At 45.6% G+C, this 12302-nt stretch carries 13 protein-coding genes; 4 read left to right on the top strand and 9 right to left on the bottom strand.

The window, feature by feature from the left end; genetic code table 11:
* Positions 1 to 7: 7 nt before the first annotated feature.
* Positions 8 to 556 carry a DJ-1/PfpI family protein gene (locus K6T91_01060; GenBank protein ID MCL6471392.1) on the bottom strand — a complete coding sequence of 183 codons (549 nt, stop codon included), beginning with the start codon at positions 554 to 556 and terminating at the stop codon, positions 8 to 10.
* 154 nt (positions 557 to 710) lie between these two features.
* Positions 711 to 917, bottom strand: a complete 207-nt coding sequence (locus tag K6T91_01055; GenBank protein MCL6471391.1) for a hypothetical protein — start codon at positions 915 to 917, stop codon at positions 711 to 713.
* Positions 918 to 1136: 219 nt separating this feature from the next.
* Between K6T91_01055 and K6T91_01050 the strand changes: the two genes are divergently transcribed.
* The 3 genes from K6T91_01050 (at position 1137) to K6T91_01040 (ending at position 4258) form a co-directional block, all read left to right on the top strand.
* A complete protein-coding gene (locus tag K6T91_01050; protein MCL6471390.1) occupies positions 1137 to 1679 on the top strand; it encodes a DJ-1/PfpI family protein in 543 nt (180 codons plus the stop codon).
* A 248-nt stretch (positions 1680 to 1927) separates the two neighbouring features.
* Positions 1928 to 2683, top strand: coding sequence for a hypothetical protein (locus K6T91_01045; protein MCL6471389.1), 756 nt, complete (start codon positions 1928 to 1930; stop codon positions 2681 to 2683).
* A 309-nt stretch (positions 2684 to 2992) separates the two neighbouring features.
* Positions 2993 to 4258 carry a KamA family radical SAM protein gene (locus K6T91_01040; protein ID MCL6471388.1) on the top strand — a complete coding sequence of 422 codons (1266 nt, stop codon included), beginning with the start codon at positions 2993 to 2995 and terminating at the stop codon, positions 4256 to 4258.
* A gap of 14 nt (positions 4259 to 4272) precedes the next feature.
* Here the strand turns inward: K6T91_01040 and K6T91_01035 are convergent, their stop codons facing one another.
* The 6 genes from K6T91_01035 to K6T91_01010 form a co-directional block, all read right to left on the bottom strand.
* Positions 4273 to 5469, bottom strand: coding sequence for a serine/threonine-protein phosphatase (locus K6T91_01035; protein MCL6471387.1), 1197 nt, complete (start codon positions 5467 to 5469; stop codon positions 4273 to 4275).
* A 102-nt stretch (positions 5470 to 5571) separates the two neighbouring features.
* Positions 5572 to 6102, bottom strand: a complete 531-nt coding sequence (locus K6T91_01030; GenBank protein MCL6471386.1) for a PadR family transcriptional regulator — start codon at positions 6100 to 6102, stop codon at positions 5572 to 5574.
* Positions 6103 to 6221: 119 nt separating this feature from the next.
* Positions 6222 to 6683: a YbhB/YbcL family Raf kinase inhibitor-like protein gene (locus K6T91_01025; GenBank protein ID MCL6471385.1), complete on the bottom strand. Its 462-nt coding sequence runs from the start codon at positions 6681 to 6683 to the stop codon at positions 6222 to 6224.
* 136 nt (positions 6684 to 6819) lie between these two features.
* Positions 6820 to 7485 carry a hypothetical protein gene (locus K6T91_01020; protein MCL6471384.1) on the bottom strand — a complete coding sequence of 222 codons (666 nt, stop codon included), beginning with the start codon at positions 7483 to 7485 and terminating at the stop codon, positions 6820 to 6822.
* A gap of 262 nt (positions 7486 to 7747) precedes the next feature.
* Positions 7748 to 7972, bottom strand: a complete 225-nt coding sequence (locus K6T91_01015; GenBank protein MCL6471383.1) for an SDR family oxidoreductase — start codon at positions 7970 to 7972, stop codon at positions 7748 to 7750.
* A 133-nt stretch (positions 7973 to 8105) separates the two neighbouring features.
* Complete coding sequence (locus K6T91_01010) at positions 8106 to 9506, bottom strand: MFS transporter (protein ID MCL6471382.1); 1401 nt, start codon at positions 9504 to 9506, stop codon at positions 8106 to 8108.
* Positions 9507 to 9903: 397 nt separating this feature from the next.
* Here K6T91_01010 and K6T91_01005 point away from each other — a divergent pair, with 397 nt between their 5' ends.
* Positions 9904 to 10347, top strand: a complete 444-nt coding sequence (locus K6T91_01005; protein ID MCL6471381.1) for a DUF296 domain-containing protein — start codon at positions 9904 to 9906, stop codon at positions 10345 to 10347.
* A 91-nt stretch (positions 10348 to 10438) separates the two neighbouring features.
* Here K6T91_01005 and K6T91_01000 read toward each other — a convergent pair whose 3' ends face one another.
* Positions 10439 to 12172 carry a TIGR04190 family B12-binding domain/radical SAM domain protein gene (locus K6T91_01000; GenBank protein MCL6471380.1) on the bottom strand — a complete coding sequence of 578 codons (1734 nt, stop codon included), beginning with the start codon at positions 12170 to 12172 and terminating at the stop codon, positions 10439 to 10441.
* Positions 12173 to 12302: the final 130 nt, after the last annotated feature.

Here is a 12302-nt window from a genome sequence, read left to right as displayed (position 1 = left end):
CAACGCCTTAAGCCGCTAAGCCACTTATTTTCTGAAGCATGTCAACGAGCACCTGGCAGAAACGCTTCGCATCGTTAATTGTCTTTGCCGTGATTAAATATTTATCCACCACGACGCCTTCATCGACATATTTTGCGCCGGCACCTTCCAAATCAATGGTCGACTCCGCAGGTCCCGTCATGCTCCTGCCGCTAAGCAAGGGCCCTAATGCGGCAACCAGAAGCTCTACGCCACGGTCAACCGCGCCTAATATCTTCTGTCCCTCATAAGATTTCCTTACCAGACCAAGGTTTACCCGGCTAGCGATCATTTCTTCGGGGGTTGAACTATCCAAAACGATTAAAGCATCATAATCACCAAGACCCAGGTCTTCAGCAGAAACATCTATAGTAAAAACATCTCTGCGCGTACTATCTGTCAAAGGTTCACCCTTTTTAAAGCCTACAATTAGTACCTCCCCACCCGCCCCGACAATGCAGTCCTGAAGGGTCTTAAAAAGATTTGCATTAAAATGGTTCGGTAAAAGTACAGCAACTGTCTTTCCTCTTGCCTGCATAAAGCATCCCTCCAAAATGTCTGACGAGCACAATTTACCCGCCCCGAGCATCTTCAAAACGAAGTCCACACACCAACTGTTATTTGTTGTTATTTTGAAAAAGATAAAAGGCGGCCTAAAGAGCCGCCTGTATCTGGCTTTTAGTTTCTAGAAACTAAAACGGTAATTTTCTCATCTCGATTTCCAGATGGTCCTTTGCCCATTTACGAAAAAGAGTCTGACAATTGACTCCTTTTCTGATTGCCATCCTCCTGAGATAGCGGAGTATGGTCTCATCAATCGATAGAGCGTCACATAGTTCCCCTGTTATTCCAACAGGACCGACTAAACCGTCTTCTCTGGTAATATGGTTTAACTTCATAATTTTATACTCCATATTTTCCCTCAATTATTTTGCCTGCTCTAAAAAATTCTATACTATGCCTTAAGTATGATAATCAAATTATCGGTTTGTTTTCTAAACTATTTAGGGCTTTATGAAATTATTTTTGTTATTTTCAACAACCACCTTTCGATTTAACAACACCAGTTTCTGACGTAGCACAAGGGGGAAAAATCAACTGATAAAGGAGGGAATACGATGTCTATTTCAGGAAAAGAAGTGGCACTTGTCTTATCAGATCATTTCGACGCAAACGAATTTAACAGTCTTCATAACTGCTTCTCCCAAGCTGGGGCTTTAGTAAGCATCGTAGGTGATGCTGCAGGACAAAAGCTGATGGATTGGAATCGCACAACTGAGGTTACTATAGAAGTCGGCTTTGAAGAAGCGCGCTCGTATGACTTTGATGCGATTGTAATATCAAATGGATATTCGCCGGATAAGATTAGGGTAAACGAAGCTGCACGTAGTCTCGTGCTTGATATGTTTAACTCTGGCAAGGTCATCGGCGTGATCGATCACGGCATTCAGGTACTGATAACGCTCGGCATCTTAAAGGGCAAAAGTGTTACCGGATCACCTTCCATTAAAGTAGACATTGAAAATGCCGGGGCTAAATACTTCAACGAGCCAGTTGTTGTGGATGGTAACCTGGTTAGCGGTCGAGGATTGGATGATGTGAAAGCTTTTTGTAATGCAGTAATCGACGAGCTGCGAAGACTTACGGAGTTTGTCGCATAGACCTTTATGGATAAATGAATGGTGCTGCAGTTGCCAGTGCTACAGGGCTACAGGGCTTTAGGTCTAGAAGTGCCATTTGTAGTGCAGCCCTACTGCCCCCGTTACCTGCTTTCACTAGCTGAAAGCTGACAGCTGAAAAACTGAAAGTTGGTAACTGCAGCACCTAAATTTATACCGGCTCCTGGTCTCTTTTATCATTCTATACTACAATTTAGATAATAAAATACGGCTATATGGAGGCGGGGTTTATGGGTTCACCTTCTTTTTGGGCTCATTGGGGCTGGGCGGCAGCCACAGCAGGTATCGGTTTCATCTTCGCAGGACTGCTTCTAAACCAGTATTTGGAGAGAAAAAAACCGCACCAGCTGGCCTGGTTTATTGGATTCCTTTTCTACGCTCTTGCGGCAGCCATGGAAGCGTATTCTGAAATTGCCGGTACATGGAGTCACACAGTTTACCGGTTTTACATCGTAATAGCTGCATCATTAGTGGGCTTCCTTGGGCTTGGCTCAGTTTATCTTGGCTTACGTAAGAAAATCTGGGGGCATATCTTTTTAGCCTATATTCTTGTCATAATGGCCTTATTCTTCCATGGGGTTTTCACTACAGAACTTATATCTAGCAAACTGGTGGCGGGCATCACAGTGAGTGGGCAGCCGCTTGGTCCTAAGGGTACCTTCCCACGTTCTTACTCGATGCTGCTAACAATCCCGGGAAGCATGCTGCTTCTCATCTTCTCAGCTATCTCAGTCCTTCGATTCTGGCGCAAAAAAGAGTATCGCTACAGAGCCTGGGCCAATATTTTAATCATCGCCGGCACCTTCGTAATTGCAGGCTCTGGAAGCATGGTAACATCTGGACATCCCGAAGGACTTTATCCGGCAGAGATGATCGGTGCAGCGCTCCTGCTCTGGGGATTTTTAAAAGCAAGTTCGTTAAAAAAGGGTGCGGAAGCTGTCCATAGTAAGAGGTTGACAGACAAAAAAGTCTCTACGACAGCATAAGCATAAGCCTGGTGTGCATCCCTTTGCTTGCCGGGCAAATCCATTAATGGTATACTGTAATTTAACGCTGAATTCTCATACAGAAACGGGGGAACCATTTCTGGGGTGAATCGGCACAGGCTGTGCCGTAGGGTACCTTCAACCCGAACCCGTCAGCTAACCTCGTAAGCGTTGAAGGGGTGTATTCGGCTACGAATACATGAAAACAGTTTCCTTGCCAACTTTTGCACCCCTGTAGAGATAACTAAATAGTTTCTTTTAGTGCCTTTAAGGCAGACGGTAAGTTGTTGTCTAAAAAGGGGGGTAGAAATGGCCGTCTATAAACAAGAGCTCATCCACTCGCATTCATTCAAGCAATCTATGGCCAGGGACCGTGCCAATGAGCTTAAGGGGTATGCACAAGAATTTCTAGACGCTAAACGCTCAATAGACACAGGAACTAGCATACAGGATGAGGCACGCAAAATAAAAGCTCGTATTCTAAATCTTTTTAATGCCACAGAAGAGGATTGGCAGAATTGGCGCTGGCAGCTTAAGAATCGTATTAGAGATGCAGAAACTCTAGCAAAGATAATCAAGCTTACTCGAAAAGAAACCGAACAAATTAACCTGGTCACAAAAAAATTTCGCTGGGCGATATCGCCCTACTATGTTAGCTTGATGTCTCTTACCGATAGTTGGGGCCCGATAAGAAGGCAATCTATCCCTTCTATACTTGAGCTACAGGATGATTCAAATAGCGATGACCCATCCGCCGAAGAGATGTCGTCTCCTGTAGACGCGGTAGTCAGGCGATATCCAGATAGACTCATAATAAACACCACAAATCAATGCGCAACTTTCTGCCGCCACTGCCAGCGCAGAAGAAACATAGGACGGTCCGACCGACGCACCTCAAAGGACAAACTTAAAGAAGCAATAGCTTACATAAAAGAGAATGAAGAAATAAGAGACGTGGTTATAACCGGCGGCGACCCTTTTATGCTTCCTGATAATACAATCAAGTGGCTATTGAGCGAGCTAGACAAAATAGAACATGTAGAAATCAAGCGGATAGGTACGCGAGTGCTTGTAACAATGCCGCAGCGAATTACTAAAGAGCTTTGCGATATTATAGAGAAGTATCCTCCAATATATATAAATACGCAGTTTAATCATCCTCGCGAGGTAACCCCGGATGCAGCTGAGGCCTGCGCTAAACTTATAAAGGCAGGTGCAGTTATAAGCAACCAAGCTGTACTTTTAAAAGGCGTTAACAATAACCCACACGTCATAAAAGTACTTAGCCACGAACTTTTAAAAATACGCGTGCGTCCCTATTACCTATTCCAGGCTAAACCCGTCCGGGGTACCTCGCATTTTATTACTCCTATAAAGGAAGGCCTGGACATAATACGCAGCCTACGGGGATACACCTCGGGTCTTGCCATACCTGAATATGTAGTTAGTGCGCCGGACGGCTTAGGCAAGGTAGCTATATCCGACATCAACGCTTGGGAGGCAGCAGACGGCGAGATACTCTTGAGAACCTGGGAAAACAAGATAGTCAGCTACCCTTATAATGGCAACACTTAGCCACCGGGAGGTGTTTATTCGCATCGTAAGACTAGAATAGCCACGTCGTCGTCGACTTTGCCATTTGCAAACTCAAGACAATCCAACCACAGCAGCTCCGCTGCGTCAGCTGGAAATTTTTCCTGATTGCGCTTGATGCTCTTGACGACTCCCTCAATCCCAAAGAACTTGCCATTGTTTCTAGCTTCAATAACACCATCAGTATAGATTACTAGCAGCGATGTTGGCTTGAGCGTAAGACTGCGTTCGCTAAATATTGCATCTTTAAACATCCCAAGAGCTGGGTTTTCGTTTTCAGAGAGCACAGAGCTATTGCCGTCCTCTAAAAGGACCGGACCAGGATGGCCGGCATTAACATATCGAAGCAATCTATTCTTCTGGTCAAAATGGGCCAGGAATGCCGTATTGAACTCATCTTCTGCAAGCTCGTTAAAAAGAATTTGGTTTAGCCTGTTTGCAATAAGCTCTAAGGAGTCTCCCTCAATCGCAAAACCCCTAAATAATGCCCTGATATTTGCAGCCTTCACTGCAGCCCGCAGACCTTTTCCCGAAAAATCGCTTACAAGGATATCCTGAGCGATTTCATCATGGCTTACCACATCGTAAGTATCCCCTCCAATTTTTGCCCCAGACGTTGCAGAAGCGTAAAACGCGCCTATCTCAAGACATCCAATTTGAGGCGGAATGACAGGGCGCATTGACTCTTGGATGGACCTTCCCATTTCAACCTCTTCCAACAAGCTGCGGTGAAACTCACGGAAGTAAGCATAGGACAGTTCGGCAATCCAAAAATGCCAGAACTCATCTATTACGATGTAGATATCGATTGCCGGCATTCCGGGAGCAAAGCCTTCCTTGATCTCTGCTAAATACGGCAGATAGCTTTCCTCTAAAAAATGCACTGTTATAACCAGATGTTCATATGGAAATCCTATTTCAACAAGGGACTTGCCTATAAGAGGAAGTTGAACGCTAAGATACTGCTTAATATTACCTGTTCGCAGCGCATCAAGTGTGCCATAAAAAAGAGTCGTAAATATCGACAGGAGCTTCTCGCGAGATATCTTTGAGTTGACCTCGAATCTCATCTGCCTATCGACCCAGTCGTTTACTATTTCTTCGGCATGCAGTGTGAGATGCTCTGCTATCTCCCTTAGCTTAGCAATATCGCCAGGACTGAAATGACGGTTAATATCAAGACTTAAGGCCATGGTATGTTTATTTTTCCATGGCCATCTTGAGTTAAACCCAGCGTATCTACTCGCACCTTAACGTCTCAACCAACGTAAACTTCCTTTGCGCACGGATAGACATCAGGGTTGTTTTAAATTCTTCAGCCGCACCTCACACATGCTAAGCCATCGCATTGTCGCTTCAGTGTGAAGAATAGCCAGATCAAGCTGCATTATCCAGCGCAGCTCATTTGCTGGGTCAGCCTCTTCTTTTAGCTTAATAAGTTCACGCAGCTTGAGCAGCTCGGCCCTGCGTTGGATCTTAAGAACATCCTCAGCAGACACGTTACTGGTTAGACTTAAGACGAGTTTCGCATAAAACTCATCCCGAAGGCCTTCTACCTTGATTAGCGGAGTCAAGAACCATTTATTTAGCTCATCCTGCCCCGCAGGTGTAATGGTATAAAGTTTTCGCTCGGGTGCATTGGAGACCGTAACTATGCCAGATTGAACGATAAAACCATCCCGCTCAAGACGATCTAGGGTCGAATATATCTGACCATAGTTTATGGACCAATTTGCCCCAAGTTCAGCTTCAATCTCTTGCTTTAGGTCGTATCCATGAAAGGGTTTTTTGGATAGGGCAGCAAGGATGCCGTATTTTACGCTCATAAACGTCTCCTTGTTTATCATGGTATATACCGATTAAATACCATGATATATACCCAGTATATTGCTGAGTAAACTAAAGTCAATGGTTAGCAGGAAATTCTAGAGGTTGAAACCCTAAATTAGCGAGAGTATTTGCCAATTATGCTTGCTTTAGCTAGAACTTTTCCTTCAAGAGCACGCAGAAAGTCGTCGTAGGATATCTGCTGCGGAAGGTCCAGACCTTCCTCGCTTAAAGCATAGACAGTAATTACATACTTGTGCGGGCCGGAGCCGGGAGGCGGTTGCGGGCCGCCATAGCCGATATCACCGAAAGTATTGATGAGTTCTTTTGAGCCATCCGGCATGCGTTTATTGGATGCACCCTCGGCAATAGAGGTTGTTTTTGCAGGGATATCGACTACCAGCCAGTGAACCCAGTTCCTAGCGCTGATATCTACCATAGTAAAGGCAAAAGACTTTGTGCCTTCGGGAGCGCCTTGCCACTCAAGGGGGATTGAGACATTCTCGCCGCCGGCTCCCTGGCGCGCATGCCTCTCTGGTATAGCCCCATTATTCTTAAAAGCGCTAGAAGTTACTTTTATGTTGCCCTCTCCATATAGCGACGCCTGAGATTCCGTCGACGTTCCCGCCGTCTGTGTTGTTCCTGTGCTTTGGGTTTTACCCCCACAGCCCACAAGTATACTGATTATTAAAAAGAGAATGGTTATCGGCAGCAGTTTACCCTTCATAAACATATAGCTCTCTGTTCTCTAATCCAAGCTCAGCCAATATTTCGTGAAGCGTAACCATAACTCCTTCCTGTTCCGCACGCTTCTTTAAATAATCCCTGTCGATCTCATTCACGTGTATCTCGATAAGCTCCTCAGCCCAGGCAGATGCACTTGATTCGCCACGGTGAACAAGATCTGCCAGTTTCGCAACGATAACGTCCTCGACCCCTAGCAAATATACCGGAAATCCATTCACATCCACCTGGTTTACATGCTCTAACTGATCATGGCTTAAATTTTCGCCAAGAAAAGCTACCGTAATCCCGATCTCCTTGTGCACCAAGGCGCCTTTTTCTTTCTCAAATCCCCAGGTGAGCAATGTTTTATCTAGCACATCAGCTGGGGCAAACAGGTCTATGCTGGTAGCTTTATAGCCTCCCTCCGTGTAAAGCTCAACCGCATAATTGCCACCTGCTACCGGCGAGAAGCCCTCCTTCTCAAGCTCCGCCGTCAAAATAGCTACAAAAGCAATGCGCTTTGTTAATGGATCAATATCGCCTTTAAGAATGTCAAGCTGAGACACTCTTCCTCCACCAGCCTTTCTACCTTTCTTGGCCATCCATTCGTCGACTTCCTCTTTCTTAAACCAGCTCTGACCGCCGATATCATTCACAGGAAAGTCTCAGCACTTAAGAAGGCCCTCTATTGTTTCACGGCTTAGCTTAAGGTAAGCCGTAAGCTCGTCAATATTCATAAGCTCGCTCATACTGGATCACCGACCAAATATAAACAATTCTGCAGCACAGGATAATTACTTATTCTAACATAAACTTCTGCTGTGTGCCTGTTTTATTTGGCATTCTCGCACTAAGCAGGCGTGTTTATTAATAATGAACACTTGTTAACAAATAATTAACAATGCCTACTTTGCTTTCTTATACCAGCAGCATCCCGCCATCAATAACCACAAAGCTTCCAGTTATATAAGAGGACGCATCAGATGCTAGAAACAGGGCAACCGTTGCGATATCATCAGGCTCTCCCATGCGCCCTATTGGTATCCTTGCTGTAAGGGACTGCAATACTTCCGATGCTATGGCCCCTCCACCCGTAGTCCCCGGAGTTCTAACCGCACCCGGGCCGATTGCATTGACCAGTATTTAGTAAGAATTAATCTTTTGCAATGTAGGTCCAAAATGCTGATCGAGAAGTTAGAGCCAGCAGAAAGTAGCCCTATGGGAGCCTGCCTCAGTAGGAACAAAGGGGCCGGGGGTGTGATTTATCGCGGTAGATTTATAAGCCCTGGACTGCAGATTCCGGTTCATGAACCCCACGCTTAGGTAGCAACGCTGTTAGCAGAGCTCCAATAAAACTTGCAACACCTGAGGCCATAAATGGGATTGCAAAGCTGTGCGTCATGTCTTTGATATAGCCGCTTATCCATGGGCTCATCACCTGCCCGACTCCAAAAAATATTGTGATCATGCCAAGCGCAGCCGAAGCAAATACACCTCCTACGTAATCGGCACAGGTTGCGGCCATAATAGATGGAATACTCCAGAGAGTCAGGGAGTAGAGTAGGGACACGGTGGCTATCGCCACCGGGCTGTTAATAAATGCAAGCATTAGTAAACACAAACCCTGCAGGCTATACACTATAAAAAGCGCGTTTCTGCGGCCTATCTTATCTGATAGTATGCCCCATATAAAGCCGCTTGCTATACTTAATATCCCTACAGCGGACCAGAGTTGCCCGGCAGAGCCTTGAGTAAAACCGATTTCTTCTATCAAGTACTTGGCAAAAAAGGTGGTAAAAACCACGTAGGAAAATCCAAACATTAGATAGATAAAACCCAGCTCCCAGAGTGCTTTGGAAAGGTAGATATCTCTCCAATGCATCTGACCCTTATTAGACTTGCCGGTTGTTTTTAGCGTCTTATCTATACTGGTACTTGAGTCTTTATCTGAATTATCAAAAGAACCGAATGGTCTTAAGCCTACTTCTTCCGGGCTGTTTCTAAAAACCAGTACGCCAAAAAATCCGATTAAGAATACAACAGCACTTAGATAAAACCAGCTCGCACGCCACCCTGCACCGCCATATATACCAAGCATATAGGGTATAAATATACCGGTAATGGCAAAACCGAGCCCGCTTCCGGTTAGCGCAATCCCTGACGCTGTGCCCCTAAATTCCTGTGCATACCAGCGTGAGACAAGTGCCACTGCCGGCACATTCCCGCCACCTGCACCTATGCCAACCAGCAACTGGCCAAACAGGGCCATCCAAAAATTCACAGCCATGCCTGCAACAACCATGGCAACAGCAACCGTGGACATAGATACCGCAATTACCTTTCTCGCCCCGAAACGGGTTGCAAGGGCGCCACTTAACACAGTGCTCATTAAATAGCCCAAAAAAGTCCCGGAGACAATTATCCCGATCTGAGTGTTGGTAAGGCTTAAACCCCTGCCCATCTCGGGGATAATCATGCCGATGGCAAAGCGCCCTAAGCCGATACAGCCAAAGTTAGTAAGTACGCCAGCCAGCAATATCCAAACTGCATAATGGGTGCGCCGGATAGCATCGACTCCCGGGTTTTTTACTCTTAGTTCATCAGCCGAATCCTGCATGATAACCATTATATACCATCCATGCCGCAGACTGTTTACAAATTTTACGGGCAAATACATAGGCCCCCACCCGAAGGCGAGGGCCTTATATAAGATGGCAACCAGGCAAAGGTCACCGCGGAAGGCCGTATTAAGCTATATTAATACCCCGTATGGTATTTAAGACAATTCTTATAATAGCAGTCTTGAGGAAAATAAGCAAGCTTTAAATAAAAATTTATTTTTCAAATATGGTAATGCGAATACAGACATCAACCAGGATAATTGTATTATTTTCAGCAGTTCTAGCCTGTAAGATGTAGCCGCAGCAAGACCAAAAGCAGGTCTGTATCTTATATAGAGTGCCGCTACGGCGGCAGCGATACTGTACGGCGGCATCCTAAATCACGCCAAAGACTATGCATGCAGCCATACAAACTGCTACCATATAAGCATAGTAACCTCATAAGGAGGGCTTATGGACTATCAAATCGGCAGTATAGGCAGGGTTGTCATCGCAAAGTTTGAGGATGGCGAAGACCTGATCGGAAACCTTATCGATCTCGCAAAAATAGAAAATATAAGGCATGCATTTTTCTACCTGATTGGCGGCATAAAAGAAGGTAGGATAGTCGTCGGCCCCGAAAAAGACGAGCTGCCACCCATCCCTATATGGAGAGAGCTAGCTGAATCTCACGAGATGCTGGGCTTCGGTACAATATTTTGGCAAGACGATGAGCCAAAGATCCACCTACACGGTGCATTTGGTAAAAAAGATGCGGTCAAAGTAGGGTGCCTGCGGGAAAACTCCGAAGTGTTTCTTGTCCTCGAGGCGATCATTGTGGAGCTGGAGGGAACCAATGCCATTCGAGAACGCGACCCAGCGGCTGGGATGAGCCTTTTAAAGCTCATCTACTCGTAACTTATGCCCTTGATGATTTAACGCTATTAAGAAACTATCGCCGAGATAGACCACCAAGACAAAAGCAACCGAACCAAGCAATCTCGTGTGTTTAGTGGGCAGGAGTAAGTAGCGCCTTAAATACACCGCGTAGTCTGAACTTTCTTAGGGCGTGGACGCTCCATTCGAGTTCTCTCTTTCGGCAGACAGTCGACATTGAGTATCTGAGCATCTCCTCTTTCAGCTGGTAATATTTTTTCTCTTTCTCTGCTGGAGATATATTGGCATTGTATATCGAATCGACCTTTTGCATGGTAGCTTTGGCCATCTTTATGTTTTGTTCAACATATTTAGCGCTTTCACCTGTTATGATATTAAGTCTTCTCTTGATATCGTTTAACTTAAGCCCACAATCATAAGTTGCCTCAACCAGGCTATCCCTATCTATATAGTCGCTGTCATAGTTTAGCCAGTATTTCCAACTTGGGGCATCCATCGCCCTTCTATGGTCTTCTAGTGTCTTTCTTGTTAAGTGGTATCCAAAGCGGCCGGGATTCTCAAAAACAAGGCTTCCCGGGTCAACGAAGGGAGCAAGCGGAGCCACAAAGCATATAAGTTTCTTGCGGTTCTCACCCTGTCCTTCATAAAGGTATTCTACGTAGTTGGGGATATCCATGATGGATTCACGGGTTTGAAAAGGGATGCCCGTTAGAAAGTATACGTCTACCCTTTGGGCGCCTGCGTTCAGACCATCAATTATAGATTGCTTGAGCTCGTCGTTAGAGTAAATTGCCCTGCCGAATCTTCTGCGCACAAGCTCTTCTTGAGACTCGCACGAAATTTCAAAACTCCAGTTCTTTACCGATTTATTTATCTTCTTAAAAATCTCTTTCGGCGGTAATTTCCAGAACTCGAAAACAATCATGTTTTCGAGGTGGTAGCCGGCAAGCGCGTGCAGAAACCTGTCCACATAGTCGAATCCGCCGGTTTGGATATCACCAACTACAAATACCGGCCCAGCAAAGTAGCTTGCCGCGTCGGCAATATCAAACGCTAAGTCCTCAGGCTCCCGTAGCGCAGTCCTAGGCCGATTGAAGAACTTGCGAAAAGAATATCTCGAGCCGCCACACACCGAGCAATTCCTGGCACCACCCCTACACATAAACGCACCAACTATTGGGTACCTCATAAAATCCTTAAACGGTAGATAATTTTTTAAATCCCGATCTCTGAAAACCGCCTTGATCACCCTTCCGTAGTTAACACGGCAGTGGTTCCACTTCTCCGGAACATACGTTATCGGCTGGGAATGAATCACCCCGGCTCTGTCCTTCCATGTCAGGTTTGGAACCTGAGACAGGTCACCGCCCCCGCCTTTCTTTAGGATATCAAGAAGAATCCTCATCGGCTCTTCTGTTGAGTCACCCTTCATGACCATATCCACCTGCGGATAGCGGATAAGCTCCTCATGGAAGTAGGTTGATGAGAGGCCGCCAAAGATAATCGGTGTATTGGGATGATGCTTTTTAACCAGCTTTGCAATCTCGATCGCTCCATGGGCGTGGGGAAGCCAGTGAAGGTCAAGCGCAAATAATCTTGCGTCCAAAGACCTGATAAAACCCTCAACTTTAAAATTTGGCTCAACTAACATGCGTACCGCAATATTTGCAATGCCCACCCTATAGCCGTGTCTCTCTAAATAATCAGATAGCGTGACAAAACCAATCGGATACATTTCAAATACAGGCGTTGAAGGCACGACATCGCTTACCGGACCGAACATTATTGATTTTTCTCTGAAGTCGTAGATGCTCGGCGAGTGGATGAGAAGGACATCAGGTTTCATAACAATCCAAGCCTCCTGTACCTTATGCGAAAATAAGCTCCTAACCCCTAGTTTAGATATACCCTGACCTGCACACTTCAAAGCTAGATTAGAGCATTTTACCAGATGCAGAAGAGTAGTTTTTCATAAG

Source organism: Bacillota bacterium, assembly GCA_023511485.1.
In the GTDB taxonomy this organism is placed as follows: domain Bacteria; phylum Actinomycetota; class Aquicultoria; order Aquicultorales; family Aquicultoraceae; genus CADDYS01.
The sequence above is the reverse complement of the archived record's forward strand: the minus strand, read 5'-3'. Positions and strand labels throughout refer to the sequence as shown.